The organism is Amycolatopsis sp. WGS_07 (assembly GCF_045278895.1).
Classification (GTDB): Bacteria; Actinomycetota; Actinomycetes; order Mycobacteriales; family Pseudonocardiaceae; genus Amycolatopsis.
Genome location: NZ_CP136053.1, coordinates 6,600,289 through 6,622,123 on the forward strand (window position 1 = coordinate 6,600,289; position 21,835 = coordinate 6,622,123).

19 protein-coding genes are annotated in these 21,835 nt (G+C 71.4%); 14 read left to right on the top strand and 5 right to left on the bottom strand.

What is annotated here, in order from left to right; translation table 11 throughout:
- Positions 1 to 99: 99 nt before the first annotated feature.
- The 13 genes from RPX00_RS31155 to RPX00_RS31215 are packed head-to-tail and all read left to right on the top strand — an operon-like array spanning position 100 to position 16,072.
- Positions 100 to 3,291 (top strand): non-ribosomal peptide synthetase, encoded by a 3,192-nt coding sequence (locus RPX00_RS31155; protein WP_406630713.1) that lies wholly within the window; start codon positions 100 to 102, stop codon positions 3,289 to 3,291.
- Positions 3,288 to 4,835, top strand: a complete 1,548-nt coding sequence (locus RPX00_RS31160) for a GMC family oxidoreductase (RefSeq protein ID WP_406630715.1) — start codon at positions 3,288 to 3,290, stop codon at positions 4,833 to 4,835. Before RPX00_RS31155 ends, RPX00_RS31160 begins: the two co-directional genes overlap by 4 nt.
- The gene (locus RPX00_RS31165) at positions 4,832 to 5,542 is read left to right on the top strand and encodes a thioesterase II family protein (RefSeq protein WP_406630717.1); all 711 of its coding nucleotides are present in this window, start codon (positions 4,832 to 4,834) and stop codon (positions 5,540 to 5,542) included. Before RPX00_RS31160 ends, RPX00_RS31165 begins: the two co-directional genes overlap by 4 nt.
- A gap of 1 nt (position 5,543) precedes the next feature.
- Positions 5,544 to 6,686, top strand: coding sequence for an acyl-CoA dehydrogenase family protein (locus tag RPX00_RS31170; RefSeq protein WP_406630719.1), 1,143 nt, complete (start codon positions 5,544 to 5,546; stop codon positions 6,684 to 6,686).
- A gap of 26 nt (positions 6,687 to 6,712) precedes the next feature.
- Complete coding sequence (locus RPX00_RS31175; RefSeq protein WP_406630721.1) at positions 6,713 to 7,177, top strand: group II truncated hemoglobin; 465 nt, start codon at positions 6,713 to 6,715, stop codon at positions 7,175 to 7,177.
- Between the two features lies 1 nt (position 7,178).
- On the top strand, positions 7,179 to 8,756 hold the full coding sequence (locus RPX00_RS31180; RefSeq protein WP_406630723.1) for a class I adenylate-forming enzyme family protein: 1,578 nt from the start codon (positions 7,179 to 7,181) through the stop codon (positions 8,754 to 8,756).
- Positions 8,668 to 9,528, top strand: coding sequence for a GNAT family N-acetyltransferase (locus RPX00_RS31185; protein ID WP_406630725.1), 861 nt, complete (start codon positions 8,668 to 8,670; stop codon positions 9,526 to 9,528). Before RPX00_RS31180 ends, RPX00_RS31185 begins: the two co-directional genes overlap by 89 nt.
- A 26-nt stretch (positions 9,529 to 9,554) precedes the next feature.
- The gene (locus RPX00_RS31190) at positions 9,555 to 10,598 is read left to right on the top strand and encodes a methyltransferase (RefSeq protein ID WP_406630727.1); all 1,044 of its coding nucleotides are present in this window, start codon (positions 9,555 to 9,557) and stop codon (positions 10,596 to 10,598) included.
- Positions 10,595 to 12,001, top strand: a complete 1,407-nt coding sequence (locus tag RPX00_RS31195; protein WP_406630729.1) for an AMP-binding protein — start codon at positions 10,595 to 10,597, stop codon at positions 11,999 to 12,001. Before RPX00_RS31190 ends, RPX00_RS31195 begins: the two co-directional genes overlap by 4 nt.
- Positions 11,989 to 13,464, top strand: a complete 1,476-nt coding sequence (locus RPX00_RS31200) for an acyl-CoA synthetase (RefSeq protein ID WP_406630731.1) — start codon at positions 11,989 to 11,991, stop codon at positions 13,462 to 13,464. Before RPX00_RS31195 ends, RPX00_RS31200 begins: the two co-directional genes overlap by 13 nt.
- A 9-nt stretch (positions 13,465 to 13,473) precedes the next feature.
- Positions 13,474 to 14,652, top strand: coding sequence for a cytochrome P450 (locus RPX00_RS31205; RefSeq protein WP_406630733.1), 1,179 nt, complete (start codon positions 13,474 to 13,476; stop codon positions 14,650 to 14,652).
- Positions 14,652 to 14,867: a ferredoxin gene (locus RPX00_RS31210; RefSeq protein WP_406630735.1), complete on the top strand. Its 216-nt coding sequence runs from the start codon at positions 14,652 to 14,654 to the stop codon at positions 14,865 to 14,867. Before RPX00_RS31205 ends, RPX00_RS31210 begins: the two co-directional genes overlap by 1 nt.
- Positions 14,864 to 16,072, top strand: coding sequence for an MFS transporter (locus tag RPX00_RS31215; RefSeq protein ID WP_406630736.1), 1,209 nt, complete (start codon positions 14,864 to 14,866; stop codon positions 16,070 to 16,072). The genes RPX00_RS31210 and RPX00_RS31215 overlap by 4 nt, the downstream gene beginning before the upstream one ends.
- Positions 16,073 to 16,117: 45 nt before the next feature.
- Here RPX00_RS31215 and RPX00_RS31220 read toward each other — a convergent pair whose 3' ends face one another.
- From RPX00_RS31220 to RPX00_RS31240, 5 genes are read right to left on the bottom strand one after another with little or no spacing between them, the layout of a single operon-like run.
- Entirely contained in the window at positions 16,118 to 17,593 is a 1,476-nt protein-coding gene (locus RPX00_RS31220; RefSeq protein WP_406630738.1) for a serine hydrolase domain-containing protein, read from the bottom strand.
- A complete protein-coding gene (locus tag RPX00_RS31225) occupies positions 17,590 to 18,402 on the bottom strand; it encodes an amino acid ABC transporter permease (RefSeq protein WP_406630740.1) in 813 nt (270 codons plus the stop codon). Before RPX00_RS31225 ends, RPX00_RS31220 begins: the two co-directional genes overlap by 4 nt.
- Positions 18,399 to 19,037, bottom strand: coding sequence for an amino acid ABC transporter permease (locus RPX00_RS31230; protein ID WP_406630742.1), 639 nt, complete (start codon positions 19,035 to 19,037; stop codon positions 18,399 to 18,401). Before RPX00_RS31230 ends, RPX00_RS31225 begins: the two co-directional genes overlap by 4 nt.
- 13 nt (positions 19,038 to 19,050) lie before the next feature.
- Positions 19,051 to 19,971, bottom strand: coding sequence for a transporter substrate-binding domain-containing protein (locus RPX00_RS31235; protein WP_406630744.1), 921 nt, complete (start codon positions 19,969 to 19,971; stop codon positions 19,051 to 19,053).
- Positions 19,972 to 19,985: 14 nt separating this feature from the next.
- Entirely contained in the window at positions 19,986 to 20,732 is a 747-nt protein-coding gene (locus tag RPX00_RS31240) for an amino acid ABC transporter ATP-binding protein (RefSeq protein WP_406630746.1), read from the bottom strand.
- Positions 20,733 to 20,826: 94 nt separating this feature from the next.
- Between RPX00_RS31240 and RPX00_RS31245 the strand changes: the two genes are divergently transcribed.
- Complete coding sequence (locus RPX00_RS31245; RefSeq protein ID WP_406630748.1) at positions 20,827 to 21,699, top strand: MurR/RpiR family transcriptional regulator; 873 nt, start codon at positions 20,827 to 20,829, stop codon at positions 21,697 to 21,699.
- The last annotated feature ends 136 nt before the right edge of the window (positions 21,700 to 21,835 follow it).

Genomic DNA, 21,835 nt, shown 5'->3' on the forward strand with positions numbered 1-21,835 from the left:
GCATTTCCTCGGCCGGACCGCATTGTTCCGGTTTTTCGGTGTGTTTCCTATTCCATCGTGATGTCTGGGGGCAGGATGGCCGACCCGAATGTAGAACTGATGGATTTTCTTTTCAGCAGTGCCGGCGCCCGGCCGGGCGAACCGTTCCCGCTCACCGACATCCAGCAGGCCTATCTGGCCGGACGGCATCCCGGGCTCGAACTCGGCGGCGGCGCGGCGCACTCCTACTTCGAGTTCGACTGCACGGACCTCGACCTGCCGCGGCTCTCGCGCGCGCTGGACAAGGTGATCGAACGGCACGACGCGCTCCGCACGGTGGTCGACGGCGCGGACCGGCAGCGGGTGCTGGACCGGGTTCCCGCTTACGAGATCGCCGTGCGGGACGTCAGCGAGCGGTTGGCGGAAGCGCAGGCCGCGGAGCTGGCCGCCGTCCGCGCCGAACTCGGCGCGCAGATCCGGGACGCGGGCGCCTGGCCGCTGTTCGACATTCGCGCGACAGTGCTGCCCGGCGGCCGGACGCGGCTGCACCTGAGCCTCGACCATCTTTTCGTCGACCTGCGCGGTTTCCTCGCGATGTTCGCCGATTGGCAGCGGCACTACGAGAACGAGTACCTCGAGGCCGACCCGCCGGAACTTCCGTTCCGTGCCTACGTTCTCGACCGGCAGCGGGCGGCCGAGGGCGAGGAGGGCGAGCGGGCCCGGCAGTACTGGCTCTCCCGGCTCGACGAGCTGCCGCCGGGCCCTGAACTCCCGCTCGCCGTAGCGCCGGAGCAGCTGGGAACGCCGGAGTTCGTCCGGCTCGGCTCTTCGCTGGAGAGCCCCCGCTGGAGCGCGCTGGAGGCCGCCGCGGCGAGCCGGGGGCTGAGCCCGGACGCGGTGCTGCTCGCCGCTTACCGCGAGGTGGTGCGGGCGTGGTCGAACCGGCCGGACTTCACCGTCACGCTGACCTTGCTCGACCGGTGCGGGCGGAAGGACAGCGAGGTCGGCAACTTCGTGTCGCCCAGCCTGTTCGCGGTGTCCGATGTGGACTGTGCGACGTTCGCCGAGCGGGCGGCCGCCGTGCAGCACCGGCTCGCCGAGGACCGGCGGCACACCGCGTTCAGCGGGATCCGGGTGCTGCGGGAGCTGGTGCGGCGGCGCCACGACAGCCGGGCGGTCGCGGTGCCGGTGGTGTTTTCCAGCCTGGTGGAAGAGGAATCCGGCGCGGACGTGCTGCGGGCGTTCGGCGAGCCGGTGCACGGCGCGAGCCAGACGCCGCAGATCTGGCTGGAGAACCAGGTTCTGCGGCGCGACGGCGGACTCGTGATCGCCTGGAACGCGGTGTCCGGGCTGTTCCCGGACGGCATGCTCGACGCGATGCTCGCTGCGTACCGGTCCGTGCTGGCGCGCTTGGCCGACGAACCCGAAGCCTGGGACCAGCCCGGCCGGATCGTGCAGCTCCCGCCGGAAGCCGCGGCCGAGCAGGCAGCCGCCAACCGGACGGCCGCTGATCTGCCTCCGGCGGCGCTGCACGAACTCGTGGCCAGGACGGCCAACCGCACGCCGGACGCGGTGGCCGTGATCGCCGACGGCACCGAGACCACTTACCGCGAGCTGACCTCGAACGCGCACCGTCTCGCCCGGCGGCTGCGGGACGCTGGCGAGGGGAAGCCGAACACGGTCGTCGCGGTGTCCATGCGGCCGGGTGCGGGCCTGATCGCCGCGTTGCTCGGAGTCCTGCACTCCGGGGCCGCCTACGTTTCGATCGACCCGGACCTGCCCGAACAGCGCCGCCGCAAACTGCTGAGCCGGTGCGCGGCGACGGCGGTGATCACCGATCCGGAGCTGCGGGACGGGCTTGCCTGGCCGTCCGGGATCACCGTGGTGACCGCGGCCGACGCGGAGGTGCTCGCCCAGGACGACGGCCCGCTGGACCTCCGACAGGGATGGGACGACCTGGCGTACGTGATTTTCACTTCGGGTTCGACCGGCGAGCCGAAGGGTGTGATGATTTCACACCGCTCGGCGGCGAACACGGTGCAGGACATCAACCAGCGGTTCGGCGTGACGGCCGCGGACCGGGTGCTCGCGATGGCCCCGACCGGGTTCGATCTGTCGGTCTACGACGTCTTCGGGGTGCTCGGGGCCGGCGGCGCGATGGTCGTGCCGGAACCGGGGAAGGCGGGCGACGCCGGGCACTGGACCGAGCTGATCGACCGGCACCGCGTGACGATCTGGAACAGCGTGCCCGCCCCGATGCGGCTCTGGACGGACTCGCTCGACGACGCCCCGCCCGGCGCGGGCTCCAGCCTCCGGCTCGCACTGCTGTCCGGCGACTGGATCCCGGTGACCCTGCCGGGACGGATCCGGGACCGGCTGCCCGGGATGGAGGTGGTCAGCCTCGGCGGCGCGACCGAGGCGTCGATCTGGTCGGTGTTCCACCGGATTCGCGAGGTGGCGCTCGACCGGCCGAGCATCCCGTACGGCAAGCCGCTGGCGAACCAGACGCTCTACATCCACGACGAGAACTTCGAACCGTGCCCGACCTGGGTGACCGGCGAGATCCACATCGGGGGCGTCGGCGTCGCGATCGGGTACTGGGGCGATCCGGAGCGCACCGCGGAACGGTTCGTCACGCATCCGCGCACCGGCGAGCGGCTGTACCGCACCGGGGACCTCGGCCGGTACCTGCCCGGCGGGGACATCGAGATCCTCGGCCGGACCGACTTCCAGGTGAAGATCAACGGCTACCGGGTTGAACTGGGCGAGATCGAGGCCGCGCTGGCGGCGCGGCCCGGTGTCCGGCAGGTGCTGGTGGACGCGCCGGTCTCCGCGGCCGGACAGCGGCAGCTCGCCGCGTACCTGATCGTCGACGACCCCGGCGCGGCCGACCCGGCGAAGCTCCGGCCGGCGCTGGCGGAGACCCTGCCCGGCTACATGGTGCCGCACCATTTCGTCGCGGTGGACGCGTTTCCGCTGACCGGCAACGGCAAGATCGACCGGGCCGCGCTGCCCCGGCCGTGGCACGCGACCGGCGAACCGCAGCGGGATCCAGCCCCGGACGACGAGGTCGAAAGCGGTCTCGTGCGGATCTGGGCCGAGCAGCTCGGGCACTCCGAAATCGGCGTCGAGGAAGGGTTTTTCGACGTCGGCGGGGATTCGCTGCACGCGATGGCCATCGTCCGGCGGCTGCGCGCCGAGTTCGGCATCGGCGACGCCGCCGAACAGGAGGTGATCGAGGGGCTGTTCACCAACGCCACCATCGCGGAGTTCGCCGACGTGATCCGGTCGCTCGTGGACGGGCGGCGATGACCGGCCCGGAGTACGACCTGATCGTGGCCGGGGCCGGTTCGGCGGGTTCGGTCGTGGCCGCGCGGGCGGCGCAGGCGGGCCGCCGGGTCCTGCTGCTCGAGGCCGGGCCGGACCAGCCGCGCGATCCGAATCCGCTGAGCGACGGCACCCGGCTGATCCTGCAGGGCTTCAACTGGGATTACACGGCCAACCTGCGTTCCGGCGGCGGAAAGGGCGCGCGGCGGGCGTTGTGGGAGCGGTTCCCGTACCGGCTCGGCAAGGTCGCCGGCGGTTCCTCCGCGGTCAACGGCGCGGTCGCGCTGCGCGCCCTGCCCCGGGATTTCGACGACTGGGTCAAGCTGGGCAACCCGGACTGGGCGTGGGACCGGGTGCTGCCGTGGTACCGGAAGATCGAGCGGGACGCCGATTTCCCGCGCGACGGACGGCACGGCGACGACGGCCTGATCCCGGTCCGCCGTCCGCGCCGGGACGACCTGCACCCGCTCGACGCCGCGTTCTGGGCCGAGTGCCGCGCGGCCGGGCTGCCCGAGCTGACGGATCTCAACGGCGGCACCGAGATCGGCGTCGGCGCGGTGCCGGCCAACGCCGTCGACGGGGTCAGAATGGACGCCGCCGCCACCTATCTGGCCGCCGCGCGCGAGTGCCCGGGCTTTGCGCTGCGGACCGGCATGCCGGTCTCGCGGGTGGTCCTGGACGGACGGCGCGCGGTCGGCGTGGAAGCGGGCGGCGAAGTCTTCCGGGCGCGGGACATCGTGCTTTCGGCCGGCGCGATCGGTTCGCCGCTGGTGCTGGAGCGCTCCGGCATCGGGTCGGCGGCCCGGTGCGCCGCGCTGGGCGTCGAGCCGGTCGCCGATCTGCCCGGGGTCGGCGAGAACCTCGCTGATCATCCGTCGGTGATGATCTGGGCGAAGCCGGCCGACGGGCTGTGCCGTCCGGGGCTGCCGTGGCGCCAGGTCGCGGCGCGGGTGGCGAGCGGGCTGTCCGACGACGGCGCGGACCTGCAGGTGTGGCTGCTCAACAACGTCCCGAGCCAGGCGATCCCCAGTTTCGCCGACCGGCTCGGCTGGCCGATGGTCATCGGGATCTCGGTGATGCTGCTGCGCCCGCGGTGCCGGGGCAGCGTGCACGCGACGGGCGCGGACCCGGCGGCCCCGCCGGACATCCGGCTCGGCTTCGGCACCGACGCCGACGACGTGGAACGCCTCATGCGCGGCGTCCGGCTGGCGTGGCGGATCCTGCGGTCCGAGGGGTTCCGCGGGCGGCTGGAGAAAATCCAGCTCTGGAGCGACCGGATGGTCGAGGACGACCAGCTGCTGCGCGGCGCGGTGCGCAACGTGATGAGCCCCGGCTGGCACGCCGTCGGCTCCGCCCGGATGGGCCCGGCCGCGGACCCGCAGGCCGTGGTCGGCCAGGACTGCCGTGTGCACGGTGTCGAACGGCTCCGGGTGGTGGACGCGTCGGTGTTCCCGACGATGCCGAGCGCGCCGACCCATCTGACTACTTCGATGCTCGCCGAAAAGATCGCGGGCGAGGCAAGGGAGTGACTTCCGTGCGGCTGTACTGCATTCCCCACGCCGGCGCGACCTCGTCGGTGTACCGCTCCTGGCCGGATCAGCTGCCACCAGGCGTCGAGGTCGTCGGCCTCGACCCGCCCGGCCGCGGCGCGAAAGCCCGGGAGAGACCGGCAGCGGACTACTCGACGCTGGTGGAAGCCCTTGCGTCCCAGGTGATCGCCGATCTGGAGCGAACGGGCTGCCCGGCGTACGCGACGTTCGGGCACAGCTTCGGCGCGATGCTCGCGTTGGCCGTCGCCGCCCGTGCGGCGGAGACGACCGGCACGGCCCCGGCCGGAGCGGTGCTCTCCGCGTCGCTGCCGCCCCGCCTGCTTCCGGTTCCGGACGAACTCGCCACCCTCGGCGACGAGGAACTGCTGGCGAAAATGGCCGCGGACGGCGGAACCGCGCCGGAACTGCTGTCGTCCGGCGCGATGGCCGGGTATCTGCTCCGCCTGTTGCGGCAGGACCTGACGATCCGGCCGGAGTTCCGCGAACACGCCTCGTTGCGGGTCGATTTCCCCTTGGTGCTCGTCGCCGCCCAAGAAGACGCGTACGTCCCGCCGGAGCAGATGTGGGCGTGGGCCGAGCACAGCACCGCGTCCGTCCGGTGCGTCGAGATACCCGGCGGGCATTTCGCGGTGCTGCAGCGTCCGCGCGAAGCTCTCGCGCCGTTGTTCCGGGAAGTGGTGTGCTGACATGGACCTCAACGCCTACGAACCCGACCACGAGGACTTCCGCGCGCTGTGCCGGACTTTCCTGGAGCGCGAAGCGGTGCCGAACCATCCGCGGTGGGAGCAGGAAGGCATCATCGGCCGCGAATTGTGGCTCGCCGCCGGGAAAGCCGGGCTGCTGGGGCTGGACGCGCCCGAGGAAGACGGCGGGGCGGGCGAGCCGGATTTCCGCTACTCCGGGGTGTTCATCGAGGAACTGGTCCGCGCCGGGGTGAGCGCGCCCGGTTTCGTCGCGCACAACGACCTGATCTCCTCCTATTTCGCGACCAGGACCACCCCGGAACAGCGGGCCCGGTGGCTGCCCGGCCTCTGCTCCGGGGAATTGATCGCCGCGCTCGCGCTCACCGAACCGGACGCCGGGTCCGACCTGTCCGGGATCCGGACGACCGCGACGCGCGACGGCGACTGCTACGTCCTCAATGGACAGAAGACGTTCATCACCAACGGCGAGAACGCGGACCTGGTCATCGTCGCGGCGAAGACCCCGTCCGCCCGGGGCGGCTCCGGCATGACCCTGCTGGTGGCCGAACGCGGAATGCCGGGCTTTTCGCGCGGACGGCGGCTCGACAAACTGGGCTGGCGGGCCAGCGACACCAGCGAACTGTTCTTCGACGACTGCCGGATCCCGGCCGCGAATCTGCTCGGCCGGGAGAACGGCGGAATGGGCTGCCTGATGCGCGGCCTGCCGAGGGAACGGCTCTGCATCGCGACCGTCGCGGTGGCGACCGCGGAGAAAATGCTCGCCGCCACTCTCGACTACGCCCGCGAACGCGCCGCCTTCGGCAAACCGATCGGCAGTTTCCAGCACAACAAATTCCTGCTGGCCACTTTGGACACCGAGGTGACGCTGGCGCGGGTGTTCCTCAACCACTGCACGGCGGAACTCAACGCCGGGCGGCTGACCGTCGCCGACGCGGCGAAGCTCAAATGGTGGACGACCGAACTGCAGAACACGGTCGCCGACCGGTGCCTGCAATTGCACGGCGGATACGGCTACCTGAAGGAATCGGAGATCGCCCGAGACTGGGCGAACAGCCGAGTCCAGACGATTTACGGCGGCACCACGGAAATCATGAAAGAGATCGTCGGCACCGCACTGGGCCTGTGACGGCCCGGCAACGAAGGGAGACCGCGATGGGGGACCACCAGCCGACCGTCTACGAATGGGCGGGCGGGGAGGAAGCCTGGCACCGGCTGACCGAAGTCTTCTACAAAAAGGTCGTCGAGGACGATCTGCTGAAGCCGCTGTTCGAGCACATGCAGCCGGACCATCCGAAACACGTCGCGATGATGCTCGGCGAGGTGTTCGGCGGACCGCCGGTCTACACCGAGGAGTTCGGCGGCTACCCGCGGCTGGTCCGGCGGCACCGCAACCGGGACATCCAGCCCGCCCAGCGGGCGCGGTGGGTCGAGTTGATGCTCGAGTCCGCCGACGAAACCGGTCTTCCGCAGGACGCGGAGTTCCGCGCGGCCTTCGTGTCCTACCTCGAATTCGGGTCGCGACGGGCGATGGCGAACTCGGCGCCGGGCGCGGTTCCCGGCGAGCGCGAAACGCTGAAGCTGTGGGGCTGGGGCGAGGCGCGGCCGGGAGGCGAGTGAGGTGGGCATCGGCGAACGGGCGGCCCGCCTGCTTCGCGAGGCCCCGGACGAGGCGGTCGCGGTCGAACACGACGGGACGCAGTGGACGTGGGGGCGGCTGCGCCGGTGCGCGGAAGCGGTCGGCGACGCGGTGCGCGGCGCCGGGATCGAGCCGGGTGCCCGGGTCGGGCTGGTCCTGGAGAACCGGCCCGAACACGTCGCCGCGTTCGCTGCCTTGCTCGCCGGCGGATGGTGCGCGGTCGTGGTCGATCCGTTGCAGCCCGCCAGACGGCTGCGCGAAGACCTCGAACGCGCCGAGGTTCCGGTGGTCATCGGAGCGGCCGAACGGCTGGCCGACGCACCGGGCGTGATCGCGCTCGGCCGGGACGGTTCGGCCCGGCTGCGCGGCGCCCCGGCCGAGACGAAAGCCGAGGACTCCGACGCGGCGTTCGAGATGTCGACCTCCGGCACCACCGGGACGCCCAAACGGATCGCGATCCGGCACCGGCAGGTGGACCGGGCGCTCGCGTCGGCCTCGCGGCCGTCCGGGACGGACGCGCTGCTGCTGCCGTCCGCGTCGGTGATCGCCAGCCCGCTCGCGCACATCGGCGGGCTCTGGGGCTTGGTCCACGCGCTGCACACCGGCCGCCGGATCGTGCTGATGACGAAGTTCGCGGTGGAGCCGTGGGTCGCGGCGGTGGAACGGCACCGGGTCCGCGCCGCGTTCCTGGTTCCCGCCGCGCTCCGCGACATCCTTGCTTCGGAGGTGCCGCCGGAGCGGCTGCGGTCGCTGAAGCTCGTCACGTCCGGCTCCACCGTGCTGCCCGCCGAACTGGCGGACCGGTTCTTCCGGCGGTATGGCGTCCGGGTGCTGATGACCTACGGCGCGACCGAGTTCGCCGGTGCGGTCGCCGGGTGGACTTACGCGCTGCACGAGCAGTGGTGGGACCGCAAAGCGGGCAGCGCCGGGCGGGCGTACCCGGGCGTGCAGCTGCGCGTGACCGACGACCTGGGCCGGGAAGTACCGCCGAACTGCGCGGGCAGGCTGGAAGTGCGCACGGCGCAGTCCTCTCACGGCGCACAGGACTGGGTCCGCACCAGCGATCTGGCGCGGATCGACGAGGACGGCTTCCTGTGGAGCATGGGCCGCGCGGACGACGTGATCAGCCGCGGCGGCTTCACCGTCCGGCCGGACACCGTCGAGCGCGCGCTGGAACGGCATCCGGCGGTCCGCGAGGCGGCGGTGACCGGGGTGCCCGACGAACGGCTGGGCGCGGTCCCGGTCGCCGCGGTCGAGCTGGAACGGGGGCAACCCCCGCCCGCCGCCGAGGAGCTGATCGCCTGGTGCCGCAAGGAATTGCTGCCCTACGAACTGCCCGAGCGGGTGGTGCTGGTCGACGCGCTGCCGCGCACAGCGTCGGCGAAGGTCAGCCGCGTCGCGCTGGCCGAACTGGTGCGCGCCGCACCGCCGGACGAGACCCCGATTCCCGACGACACAGAAGGTTCCCGCCATGAGCACGACTTCGCACCGAGTCCCGACGGCGCTGCCCGGGTTCACCGTGAGCACCGCCACCGCGGACGACTGGCGGCAGGTGACTGACTGGGCGCACCGGGAGGGCTGGAACCCCGGGCTGCGCGACGCGGAATGCTTTCTCGTCACCGATCCGGGCGGGTTCTTCGTCGGGAGCCTCGGCGACCGTCCGGTGGCGGCGGTGTCCCTGGTCAACCACAACGACCGCTACGCCGTGTGGGGCCATTACCTGGTCCATCCGGAGTTCCGGAACCGCGGGTACGGCCGGGCGACCTGCCGGGTGGCCCGCAAGCACGCGGGCGACCGGATCCTGGCGTCCGACGCCATGCCGGAGCAGGTCGAGAACTACACCAGGTCCGGGCTGGTCCGCGCGCACGACACGGTGCACTACGCCGGAACGCCGAGGCGGTCCGGAGCGAACTGGGCGGTGCCGTTCGATCCCGGTTGGCTGGACCGGGTCGTCGAGTACGACCGGCGGAGTTTTCCCGGCGGAAGGCCGGAATTCCTGCGGCACTGGCTCACCGCGCCCGGGCACGTGACGTTCCTCCGGGTCGTCGACGGCGCGCTCGCCGGGTACGGCGTCCTCCGCCCGGCGCGGGGACGGCACCGGATCGGCCCGCTGATCGCGGATTCCGCCGCGGACGCCGAAGCCGTGTTCGCCGCGCTCGTCGACTCGCTCGACCCCGGCGCCGAGGTGTCCCTGTTCGCGCCGGGCGAGCAAGGCCCGTTCGCCACCAGTCTCGGGCTCGCGGAGGAATTCCGGGTCGTGCGGATGTACACCAAGGCGCCGGACACGTCCGCGGACCGCGTCTACGCCATCGGCAGTCTCGAACTCGGCTGAAACCGGCCGCTGGAACGGAGGAGAACATGACCGGAATCGGCGCCGATCAGGCGAAGGCGCGCGGCACGCTGCTGCGGCGGCTGTTCGGCTCGCGGATCACCGAGGTGGTCGCGCTGATGGCGAAACTGGACCTCGCCGACGCGATCGGGGACGGCGTCGCCGACGTCGGCGATCTGGCCCGCGCGTGCGACATCCCGGCACCGCAGTTGCACCGCTTGCTGCGGGCGCTGGTCAGCCTGGGCATGTGCGTCGAAGCGGGTCCGGGCAAGGTGTCGCTCAGCGAGACCGGCGCCTTGCTGCGCAAGGATTGCCCGGGTTCGATGTACGAGTTCGCGCGGTTTCACACCGCCGCCGAGACCACGCGGCCGTGGCAGCGCCTCGAACACAGCCTGCGCACCGGGAAACCGGCTTTCGACGAGGTATTCGGCAGCCCGCTGTACGACCATCTCGGCGCGCATCCGGAGATGTCCGCCCGGTTCGGGGCGGCGATGGGGGACGAAAGCCGGGCCGCCGCCGAGGCGATCGCGGCGCAGCACGATTTCTCCGGCTGCCGGATGGTGACCGACATAGGCGGCGGCGACGGCACGCTGATCACCGCGATCCTGCGCGGGAACCCGGGGCTGCAGGGCACGATCTTCGACACCGAGGAGGGCGCGGCCCCCGCGGTCGAGCGGCTGCGGGCGGAGGGGCTGGCGGACCGCTGTTCGATCGTCACCGGGGACTTCTTCACCGCGGTGCCGACCGGGGCGGACCTGTTCCTGATCAAGAGCACGATCCACAACTGGGACGACGAGCACGCCGTCCGCATCCTGCGCAGCTGCCGGACCGCCTTGGGGGACAACGGAAAGCTGCTGATCGTCGACGTGCTGCTGCCGGACCGCGTCCAGCCGGACCCGGCCGGGCTGAACCCGTACATCAAGGACCTGCAGATGCTCGTGCTCCTCGGCGGGCAGGAGCGCACGCGCGCGGACTTCGACCGGCTGTGCGCGCAGGCGGGCCTGCGGATCGCCGGGGTCGAGGCGCTGCCGCCGCACGTGGGGCAGAGCATGCTCGAAGTGGTGCGGGCATGACGGGGTCGGTCGGCGCGCTGGTCGAGCGGTGTGCGCGACGCTACGGCCAGGAGGTCGCGGTCGAGTGCGGCGGCCGGAAGATCACCCATCACGAGCAGATCGGCCGGATCCGCCGGACCGGCCGGGCGCTGCTCGCGCTGGGACTGCGGCCGGGGGACCGGGTCGCGCTGCTGATGGGCAACTCCCCGGAACTGGTCGACGTGTGGTTCGGGCTGGCGTGGGCCGGGCTTGCCGTCGTGCCGCTGGACCCGGTCGGCGGACCGCCGGACCACGCCTTCCGGATAGGGGATTCCGGCGCCCGCGCGGTCGTGCACGATCCGGTGCATGCCGGCGCCGTGACCGCCGAGCACACCCTCGACACCGAGCGGCTGTCGCGGCTGGCCGCCGCGCAGCCGGACGGCCCGGGAATGCCCGACGTCGCCAGCACGGACCTGTTCGGCATTTACTACACCGGCGACGAGAACGGCCATCCGATCGGCGCGGTGCACACGCACGGCACCTATCTCGCCGCGGTGCTGGGGCATCTGGCCGACAGCGGGCTCGGCGAGCGCGACCGGTTCGCCCACGTCGCCCCGATCACCCACGCCAGCGGGATGTTCGTCCTCCCGACCTGGCTGCGCGGCGGCACGAACGTGCTCCTCGACCGGTTCGATCCGGACCTGTTCGCCCGGACCGCCGAACCGGTCACCGCGACGATGTTGGTGCCGACCACGCTGCATCGGCTGGTGGAGCACGGGCGGCCGGCCGCACTGTCCACAGTGGTCTGCGGAGTGGCGCCGGCGCGGGCTTCGCTGCTGCTGGCCGCGCGCGAGCTGTTCGGCCCGGTCGTCACCTGCCTTTACGGGCTCGCGGAAGCGCCGAACCTGATCACCACGCTGGCGAAAACGGACCGGGCGTCGGATGCGCTCGGCCGTCCGGTCACGATCGCCGAGACCCGGCTGGCCGGCGACGGCGAACTCCTGGTCCGCGGGCCGCACGTCTCGCCGGGGTACTGGCGGCGTCCGGACCGCGATCCCGGCGGCTGGCTGCACACCGGAGACCTGGTCGAAGAGGACGACCAAGGGTTCCTGCACCCGGTCGGCCGGAAGAAGGACCTGATCGTCTCCGGCGGCTATCCGGTGTTCGCCGCGCCGGTGGAGGAGGCGCTGGCCGCGCATCCGGCCGTCCGGCAGGCGGCGGTGATCGGCATTCCGGACGACCTCTGGGGCGAGCGGGTCGCCGCGGTCGTCGTGGCCGATCCCGGGAGCGCGGTGAGCGGCGCGGACCTGACCGCGTGGACGGCGGAGCGGCTGGGCCGGGTGCGGGCGCCGAAGACGGTCGAGTTCGTCGCGTCGATTCCCCGCCTCGCCTCGGGACAGCCGGACAAGGCCGCGCTGCGGGGGAATGCCCGATGCGGGACCTGACGATCAGCAGCCAGCTGGCCCGGCACGCGCGGATGCACGGCGAGCGGGTCGCGCTGGGGCAAGGCTCCCGGCAGCTGACCTACCGCGAGCTGGACGACCGGGTCGGCCGGCTGGCGGCGACGCTGCGAGCCCGCGGGGTCCGGCACGGCAGCCGGGTGGCGGTGCTGAGCCCGAATCTGCCGGAGGTGCTCGAAACGTACCTGGCCGTCGCGCGGCTCGGTGCGCTGTCGGTGCCGCTGAATTTCCGGCTGACCACTGCGGAAATCGGCTTTCTTCTCGCCGACAGCGGGGCCGAAGTCGTGCTGGTGCACGAATCCCTTGCGTCCAAAGTGGAGGGTACCGAGCGGCTGGTGTTCGGCGCGGACTGCTACGCACCCGTCCGCGCGGCCGAAGCCGAAGTGTCCGATGTGGACGCTGCGTTCCTGATGTACACCTCCGGTACCACTGGCCGGCCGAAGGGAGCGGTGCTGACCCACCGCAACCTCCTGGCCAACACGCTCGCCTACCGGTGCGAGCTGGGCGGCGGCCCGGAGGACGACGCGGTGTGGCTGGCGGCGACCCCGCTGTTCCACATCGCCGCGCTGGCCGGGCTGCTGCCGACGTTCCTTCGCGGCGGCCGGATCGTGCTTGCCCCGCCGGGAAAATTCGACGCCGCCGAGGTAGTCGACGTGATGGCTCGCGAACGGGTCACCGCCTGCTTCCTGGTTCCGACGCAGTGGCAGGAGATCTGCGCGCTGCCGGAGGTCAGCCTGCCCGCGCTGCGCCGCGTCGTCTGGGGCGCCGCGGCCGCGCCGGACAGCCTGGTCCGGACGCTCGCCGAGACCTTCCCGCACGCCGAGCTGACGACCGGCCTCGCGCAGACCGAATGCGGCCCGATCACCACGGTCGCGCGCGGTCCCGAGCTGCTGCGCAAGATCGGCTCGGTGGGGCGGCCGATGTTCGCCGTCGAAGCCCGGGTGGTGGACCGCGAGATGCGCGACGTGCCGCCCGGCACGGTCGGCGAGATCGTCTACCGCGGCCCGTCGGTGATGCGGGAGTACTGGAACCGGCCGGAGGAAACCGCCGAGGCGTTCCGCGGCGGCTGGTTCCATTCCGGGGATCTCGTGCGCATGGACGACGACGGATGCTGCTGGCTGGTCGACCGGATGGCCGGCCTGATCGTGTCCGGCGGGGAGAACGTCTACAGCGCCGAGGTGGAGAACGCGCTCGCCGGACATCCGGGGATCGGCGAGGTGGCGGTGATCGGGGTTCCCGATCCGCACTGGGGAGAGGTGCCGCTGGCGGTGATCACCGCGTCCGCCGGGCAGCCGGCGCCGACACTGGAGGAAATCCGCGCGTGGTGTGAGCCGCGGATCGCCGGGTACAAGCATCCGCGCCGCGTCGAGGTCGCGCCGGAGCTGCCGAGGAACGCGACCGGGAAGGTCGCGAAGGCGCTGCTGCGCGCCGAATACACCGGATCCTGAAGGAGAATCATGCCTGAATGTTCGTTCGACCCCTACGCCGAGACCCTCACCGAACCGGAGGTGTGGTCGGTCTACGCGGATCTCCAAGCCCGCTGCCCGGTCGCGCATTCGCCGGAACGCGGCGGATTCTGGATGGTGAGCCGCTTCGACGACGTGCGCGCCGCGCTGAAGGACCCGGAGACGTTCTCGTCGGCTTGGGGCCACCGGGTGCCGACCACGGTCGAGCACGGATCGATCCCGATCAACTTCGACCCGCCGCTGCACACGCAGTACCGGAAGCTGATGACGCCGTTCTTCACACCCAGCCGGGTACGGGAGCTGCGGCCGCGGCTGGCGGAGGTGATGGCCGAGATGATCGGCCGGTTCCGGCGGGACGGCGGCGGCGATTTCGTCAGTGCGGTGGCGCTGCCGTTCCCGTTGCAGGTCCTTGTGGAACTGCTGGGCTTCTCCGAGGACACCGTCTCCGGGCTGCGGGAGCTGACCGAGGGGCTGTGGGCGAAGGTCGCCGATTTCGACTACGCCGACGCGATGCAGGACATCTTCGCCCTGATGCGCAAGGAACTGGCCGAGCACCGGACGAGCCGCCGCGACGATTTCGTGACGTCGCTGCTCGACGCGACGGTCGACGACCGCCCGCTCACCGAGGACGAGCAGTGCCGGATGCTGTCCGCGCTGGCCGTCGCCGGGCACGAGACGACGATGAACTCGATGAGCACGCTCGTGTTCCTCCTCGTGTCCGATCCCGCGCTGCAGCAGCGGATGCGCGCGCGGCCCGAACTCGCTCCGCACTACGTCGACGAAATGCTGCGCCTGCGGACCCCGGCGCAGAACTTCGCCCGGAAGACCACCCGCGAGGTCGAGATCGGCGGCGTCACGATCCCGGAGGGCGACGCGGTGCTGCTGTCGTACGCGGCGGCGAACCGGGACCCGGCGAAATTCCCGGACCCGGACCGGTTCGACCCGGACCGCGACACGCGCGGCCACCTCGGGTTCGGCTGGGGGATCCACCAGTGCCTCGGATCCGTGCTGGCCAGGGCCGAGCTGACCGTGCTGCTCGAAACGCTCGCCGCACAGCCTCCGGTCCGCGCGGCCGGGGAGGCGAAGTGGAGCCCGCTGCACGGCGGGCACCATCTCGGGCCGGTGGTGCTGCCGGTCCGGTTCGAGACGGAAGAAAGCGGGGTGGCCTGATGCGGTACGCCGTCGAAATCGACCGGGAGATCTGCAACGGATACGGGAACTGCGTCCTGGCCGCGCCGGACGTGTTCGACCTCGACGACGAGGACTACGCCGTCGTCCGCCCGGGGAGACCGACCCCCGAGGACGTCACCGCGGTGGCGGAGGCGGTCGACGACTGCCCGATGCGCGCGATCCGGCTCCGCCGCGACCCCGGGGACCCGCGATGACCGCCCCGGCGCGCTACGGCACGATCGGCCTGCTGTTCCTGACGCTGATCTTCGACGGATTCGACGCCGTCGCGATGAGCATCGTGGTGCCCACCCTCAGCCGGGACTGGCACCTCCCGCCGTCGGCGTTCACCGCGCCGCTGGTGGCGACCAACGTGGGCGTCGTCATCGGCCTGCTGGCGGCGAACCGGTTGTGCCGCTTGCTGAACCGGCGCACGGTGATCTGCCTGGCGACCCTCGTGTTCACCCTCGGCGCGTTCGCCACCGCCCTGGCCGGGAACGTCGCGCTGCTGACCGTGATCCGGGGACTGACCGGCCTCGGCTTCGGCGCGGTGCTGACCGCCGCCACCTCGCTGGCCGCCGACATCGTTCCGGACCGCTGGCGGGAAACGGCGAGCATCGTCGTGCCGCTGGGCCTGAGCTTCGGCGGCAGCGCGGCCGGCTTCGTCGGCAGCCAGGTGCTCGCGACGCTCGGCTGGACGTCGGTGTTCTGGCTGCCCGGGATCTTCGGGCTCGCACTGGTCGCGATCCTGTTCTGGCGGCTGCCGTCGGTCGAATCGGCCGCGACGGTCTCGGACGGCTCGCGCGCGACGGTCCGGGACCTGTTCGCGCCCGGCCTGCGGTTGACGACCATCGCCATGTGGGGCTTGGCTTTCCTGGTGTTCGCGACGATGTACTCGCTGGACGCCTGGCTGCCGACCTTCGCGGTGGACTACGGCATGACGCCCGCGCAGGCCCCGGTGAGCAGCGCGGTGAAGGGCATCGGCGGACTGGCCGGGGGAGCGGTGCTCGTGTTCGGCACGATGGCCTTCGGCGCCCGCCGGATGATGCTCTTCTTCCTCGCCCTCGCCGCGGTGTGCCTCGGCGTCGCCGGTCTCGTGCCGATCGGGACCACCGCCCTGCTCGCCCTGGTCGGCGGGATGGGCGCCGGGCTGATCGGCGCGTGCGTCGGCCAGGTCGGCCTGGCCACCCGCATCTACGACGGCGACCGCCGCACCGCCGGCATCGGCTGGACCCTGGGCATCGGCCGCGTCGGCTCAATCGGCGGGCCCGCAGTGGCCGGCCTGCTGCTGGCCGGGGGCGGGAACCCGCGCACGGTGCTGCTGATCATGGCGGCAGTGATCGTGGCCGGGCTGGCGGTGACGGTGACGCTGGGGCGGAAGGGCGTGGTCGAGGCGGAGGAGGTGCGCGCGCCGGTGTCGTGAGTGGCAATCCCGGTTCTAACCGGGATTGCCACTCACGACCCCACCTCACCGGCTGGCGATCACCACCGGACGTTCCGTCGGCCCACTGTTGACATTCGTCCGCCGGTGCCAGCGCAGCTGCCCGTCCGCGAATTCCACCGTGACGGTGTCGTGGAACGGCGACTCCACGAAGTACCACTCCAGCACCAGCTCCCGAGACGACCGCCATTGCGCAGCAGCGAGAACACGCGTCGATTCGGACTGGTACGAGTGGTGCAGCTGCCAAGTCGAGACGCCAGTCTTCGACTCGACCCAAGTGGACAGTCCACAACGGACGGAATGACGACCGCGCCCATCCTCCAGCGTCACGACAAGAACATCATCCTCCACCGCGAACGAGATCTCCGTCAGGGAGTCCTCATTGGACTCGCACCGATACCGCTGGCCATCCAGCTCAGCAACAGTCGGCGAAAGCCCCGGAGCAACCGAGGTCTCAGCGAGATCAGCCGCCAGCGAGGCATCGGCCGCAGCGGACGGGGCGCCGTCGAACGCGGGCACCAGCAGGTCGTGCACCAGGCCGGACAGCAGCCGGTGTTTGCCGTGCGCGATGCTGCCGGTCGTGACGACCACCGCGTCGTGCTGGGGGAGCACGAAGACGTCCTGGCCGAACATCCCGGACGCTCGGTACCCGCCGTCGGCGTCGAGCCACAGCTGGTATCCGTAGCCCTCCGGCCGCTCGTCGGAGTCGGTGGAAGCGGGGACGAACTCGGTCCCGTTCCAGCTTCCGGCGTCGGCGTTCTCGACGTGCCACGCGGTGGCCTCGCGCACCCAGCCCGCGGGCAGGATCCGTTCGCCCTGCCAGATTCCGTCGTGCAGGTGCAGCACGCCCCACTTCAGGAAGTCGATGCTGCGCAGGCTGAGGCCGTTCCCGCCGGAGCAGATGCCTTCCGGGTCGGTGTCCCAGCTGTGGCCGGAGAAACCGAGCGGCTCGAACAGCCGCGGCTGGAGGTAGTCGAAAACCGGCTGGCCGGACGTGCGCTGCACGATCGCGGACAGCATGTGCGACGTCGCGCTGGAGTAGGTGAATGCCTTGCCCGGCGGCAAATCCACCGGAGTGCGCAGGTATTCCCGGACCCAGCTCGTCTTCAGCAGCCGCCAGGTCTTCCCGGACAGGCCGACGCGGTGTCCGGTCCGCATGGTCAGCAGGTCTTCGACGGTGATCGCGCGCAGGTGTTCCGAGGCGTCCTCCGGCACGAGTTCCGGGAAGAACGACACCAGCCGGTCGTCCAACCGGAACAGTCCTTCGTCCAGCGCGAGCCCGACTGCCGTGCCCACAAAGGACTTCGTCGCCGAGTGTGTCGTGTGTGGACGGTCCGCGCGGTAGGGCCACCAGTACTGCTCGAAGGCCAGCTTGCCCGACCGGTAGACGAGCAGGCTGTCGAGCGAGATCCCGTCGGCGGCCAGGCGGTGCAGGAACCCGCGCACGCCGTCGGCGTCGAGGCCCGCTTCGGACGGGGCGGCGGAGGGGAAAGCAGAGGTCACGAAGGCTCCCGGACGAGTGTTTTCTTGCGGTTCGCGAGCCGTTCGGCGACCCGCGAGAGGAGGATGTTGACGACGATGTAAAGCAGCCCGGCCCCGACGTACGCCTGGATGAAGTCGCCGCTGAACTCGCCGAGCACCTTGCCGTTGTTCAGCAGTTCGGCGATGCCGACGACGTAGCCGAGGCTGGATTCCTTGATGACCCGCACGGTCTGGCTGATCAGCGCGGGCGCGAGCGCGCGGGCGGCCTGCGGGAGCACGACGAACGTCATGACCTCCCAGTGCCGCAGCCCGATCGCGTGCCCGGCCTCGCTCTGGCCGCGCCCCACCGCGAGGATCCCGGCCCGCACGATCTCGGCGAAGATCGCGCCGGCGTGCGCGACGATCGCCAGCACCAGCTGCCAGAAGATCGGCACCCGGACCCCGAGGATCGGCAGCCCGAACATGAAGAAGAACAGGATCAGCAGCAGCGGCATCGCGCGGAAGAACTCGATCACGGTCGCGGACGGCCAGCTCAGCCACCGCTTCCGGCTCAGCCTGCCGAGCGCGAGCAGCACGCCGATCGCGACGGACAGCACCGTGGACACCACGCCGACCAGCAGGGTCATTGCCAGGCCCTGCAAGAGGAAGCGCAGCATCGCGCCGTCGACGAGAATCGCCCAGCGGGCCGGGTCGAGCTGGCCGGAGGCGCCGAGCCGGATCAGCACGAGGGTCAGCAGGCCGAGCAGCACGAGTCCACAAAGGATCGACACGGTGCGCAGCCGGGCCTTGGCCTTCGGGCCGAGGGCGTCGAAGAGAATGTCGTCGTTCACCGGAGCACCCGGACCTTTCGCTCGATGAGCCGCACGACCCCGCTGACCGCCAGGTTGATCACCAGGTAACCGCAGGCCGCGACGGCGAAGGCGAGGATCGGCTCGGCGGTCTCCAGATTGAACGAGCGGGTTTCCAGCGTCAGCTCGTCCACGCCGACGGCCGCGCCGAGCGCCGACCCGAGCGCGACGTTGATCAGGATCGTGCCCAGCGGCTGCACCATCGCGCGGAACGCTTGCGGCAGCAGGACGTCCAGCACGACCCGGCGGAACGGCAGCCCGATCGCCCTGGCCGCCTCGACCTGGCCGCGATCCACCGCGCGGATGCCCGAGCGGACGGTTTCGCAGACGTACGCGCCGAAGTAGATGCCCAGCGCGAGCACCAGGCACCAGAACAGCGGAATCAGCACCCCGGCGTCCGGCAGCCCGAAGATGAGCAGCACGGCGATCAGCAGCAGCGGCGAGTTGCGGACCAGGTCGACATACAGCCGCCCGGCGACGCGCAGCGGCCGCACCGGGCTGATCCGGCAGATCGCGACGAGACAGCCGAGGACGAGCGCGAGCGGAAAGGCGCACGCGGTGAGCAGCAACGTGGTGGTGAAGCCGCCGAGGATTTCCCCGGCGTGACCGGAAAGCACGGGCGATCTCCCTTCAGGAGCCGGGGACGGAGCCGGGCGCGGGCGGCTCGGGGGCGGGACCGGACACGAGCGGGCCGACGGTCTGCTCCCACAGCCGCCGCCAGCTCCCGTCGGCGGCGATGCGCCGCAGGAACCCGACGACGATCTGCTTGAACGCCGGGTCTTCCTTCGGCAGCCCGATGCCGAACGGGCTGCTGCCGTACGTCGCGGGCGTCATCCGCAGCCGCGCGTCGACCGCCGCTTTGCCGAGCAGGATCGCGGTGTTCGCCGACCACGCCTGCACCCGGCCCTGCCGGACCGCGGCCGCGCACTGGCTCGATTCCTCGAACACCACCGCGCGCGCCTGCGGACACGCCTTCTGCAGCGCTTCCTGCGCCGCACCCGGTTGCACCGCGACGTCCTTGCCCGCCAGATCGCGCACGGCGGTGATCCGGGGACCGTCCGCCGCGGTGACGATGCCCGAGCGCGCGACGTAGTACGGCCCGGCGAACGAGACGAGCCGTGCCCGGCTTTTGCTGATCGTGTAAGTACAGACGGCGACATCGACCGATTGGTTCTGCAGGATCGCTTCGCGCGTGTCGGCGCCGCCGGTGATGGTGTCCACCTCCGGCGTGCCGAGCAGGTACTTGGCCAGCAGCTGGGCGATCCCGATGTCGAACCCGGTGATCTTGCCGGTCGCCGGGTTCATCATGCCGAACCCTGGCGTGGTCACCGAACCGGACTGGCGCAGGACGCCCTGCTCGCGGATCCGGCGCAGCGTCGGCGTTTCCGGCAGGTCGGCGCCGACCGGTCCGCGCGCGACGGCGTCGGCTTGGTCGAGCGTGGCGTAGGCGGGATTGCCCGCCGTGCGGGTCGTTCCGCCGCTGCAGGACGCGAGCAGGGGGACCGTGCCGGCGGCGAGCAACGCGGTCCGGCGGGAGAAAAGAACGGACATGAGGACCTCCCGGCTCAGTGGCTGAGCACGCGGGCGAGGAAGTCGCGCGCGCGTTCGGTCTGCGGAGAGCCGAAGAAAACGTCCGGCGCGGCGGATTCGGCGATCCGGCCGTCGGCCATGAACACGACGCGGTCGGCGGCCTTGCGGGCGAAGCCCATCTCGTGGGTCACCACGATCATGGTCATGCCGTCGGCGGCGAGCGCGGTCATCACGTCGAGCACCTCGTGGATCATCTCCGGGTCGAGCGCGCTGGTCGGTTCGTCGAACAGCAGCACGCGCGGCTCCATCGCCAGCGCGCGGGCGATCGCGACCCGCTGCTGCTGACCGCCGGACAGCTGCGCCGGGTACTTGTCCCCGTGCGCGCCGACACCCACGCGTTCCAGCAGCTCGTCGGCTCGCTTGTGCGCCTCGGCGCGGCTGAGCCCGCGCACCCGGACCGGGCCGAGCATCACGTTCTCCCGCACGGTTTTGTGCGCGAAGAGATTGAAGGACTGGAACACCATGCCGACGTCGGCGCGCAGCCGGGCGAGGTCCGCGCCCTCGGCGGGCAGCGGGCGGCCCTCGATCTCGATGGTGCCCTCGTCCGCGGTCTCGAGCCGGTTGACGCAGCGGCACAGCGTCGACTTCCCGGACCCGGACGGGCCGATGACCACGACGACCTCGCCGCGCCGCACGTCGAGGTCGATTCCGGACAGCACCCGGGCCGATCCGAACGACTTCCCGACGCCGCGCAGCCGTACCAGGGGCTGATCTGTGCTCATGAGTGCTCCTCGTCGAGCCGGCGGGTAGGGTTCACTACACAACGGAGAACCCTCCGGCATCTTGTAGTAGCCACTACGTCTCGTCAAGGGTGTCATGTCCACTACTTATCTCGACGGCGATCACTTCGACGACCACGTCCGCGCCCGGCTCGACGACCTCAAGCCCGCGGAACGCCAGGTCGCCCGGTTCATGCTGGCCAACCCGAACGAGGTGCTGTTCTCCTCGGCGGGCGACCTCGGCGCGGCGGCCGGGACCAGCGACGCGACCGTGGTCCGCACCGCGAAAGCGCTCGGCTATTCGGGACTGCCGGAGCTGAAACGCCACCTCGGCCAGACGTTCACCGCACGCACCGAGCCGACCGTCCGGCTGAGCGCGGCGATGGAGAACATCGGGTCCACCGGCTCGCGCCAGATCGACCGCGTGATGGCCGACAGCGCGGAGCGGCTGCAGGAAATGCAGCGGCAGCTAGCGCCCGAAGCGGTCGAGGAAGCGGCGCGGCTGCTGGTCGACGCCCGGATGGTATTCACCTGGGGCCTCGGGCTGTCGTCGGTGTGCGCCGAGTACGCCGCGTTCCGGCTCGCCCGCCGCGGCCTGGTGACGCGCCACTGCGACGACACCGGCTTCCGGCTCGCCGACGCGCTGCTGCCACTGGGCGCCGACGACGCGGTGCTGGTGTACGTCCCGGCCCGGCAGAACCGCGACGTCGAGTTGATCCTGCGCTACGCCGAGGACGTCGGCGCGGCGGTAGTGCTCGTGACGAGCCAGCTGTCGGCGGACCTCTCGTCCCGGGTCCGCGTGGTGCTGCCGGCGCCGGATTCCCCGACGAAGTTCACCGGCGAGACGCTCACCGCCTCGATCGTGACCGACATCCTCGCGCACACCATCGCGAGCCGCGAACCCGACCGCGCGAAGACGACGGCGGACCTGCTGACCCGCCTCCGGGCGGACCTCGGCGAGCGAAAGTAGCCGCTCGTGAGTGGCGATCCCGGTTAGCACCGGGATCGCCACTCACGACGCCCGCCTAACCCAACCCGGCCCTCGCGGCCCTCCGTCCCTGCCTTCCTCCGCGCCACGACATCCGCGCGGCCCCGCCCATGCGCCG

Bases quoted from the DNA above. Each gene is read 5' to 3' on its own strand.
- RPX00_RS31155 (WP_406630713.1), top strand. From the start codon at position 100: ATGGATTTTCTTTTCAGCAGTGCCGGCGCCCGGCCGGGCGAACCGTTC.
- RPX00_RS31160 (WP_406630715.1), top strand. From the start codon at position 3,288: ATGACCGGCCCGGAGTACGACCTGATCGTGGCCGGGGCCGGTTCGGCG.
- RPX00_RS31170 (WP_406630719.1), top strand. From the start codon at position 5,544: ATGGACCTCAACGCCTACGAACCCGACCACGAGGACTTCCGCGCGCTG.
- RPX00_RS31175 (WP_406630721.1), top strand. From the start codon at position 6,713: ATGGGGGACCACCAGCCGACCGTCTACGAATGGGCGGGCGGGGAGGAA.
- RPX00_RS31185 (WP_406630725.1), top strand. From the start codon at position 8,668: ATGAGCACGACTTCGCACCGAGTCCCGACGGCGCTGCCCGGGTTCACC.
- RPX00_RS31190 (WP_406630727.1), top strand. From the start codon at position 9,555: ATGACCGGAATCGGCGCCGATCAGGCGAAGGCGCGCGGCACGCTGCTG.
- RPX00_RS31195 (WP_406630729.1), top strand. From the start codon at position 10,595: ATGACGGGGTCGGTCGGCGCGCTGGTCGAGCGGTGTGCGCGACGCTAC.
- RPX00_RS31200 (WP_406630731.1), top strand. From the start codon at position 11,989: ATGCGGGACCTGACGATCAGCAGCCAGCTGGCCCGGCACGCGCGGATG.
- RPX00_RS31205 (WP_406630733.1), top strand. From the start codon at position 13,474: ATGCCTGAATGTTCGTTCGACCCCTACGCCGAGACCCTCACCGAACCG.
- RPX00_RS31210 (WP_406630735.1), top strand. From the start codon at position 14,652: ATGCGGTACGCCGTCGAAATCGACCGGGAGATCTGCAACGGATACGGG.
- RPX00_RS31215 (WP_406630736.1), top strand. From the start codon at position 14,864: ATGACCGCCCCGGCGCGCTACGGCACGATCGGCCTGCTGTTCCTGACG.
- RPX00_RS31235 (WP_406630744.1), bottom strand. From the start codon at position 19,971: ATGTCCGTTCTTTTCTCCCGCCGGACCGCGTTGCTCGCCGCCGGCACG.
- RPX00_RS31240 (WP_406630746.1), bottom strand. From the start codon at position 20,732: ATGAGCACAGATCAGCCCCTGGTACGGCTGCGCGGCGTCGGGAAGTCG.
- RPX00_RS31245 (WP_406630748.1), top strand. From the start codon at position 20,827: ATGTCCACTACTTATCTCGACGGCGATCACTTCGACGACCACGTCCGC.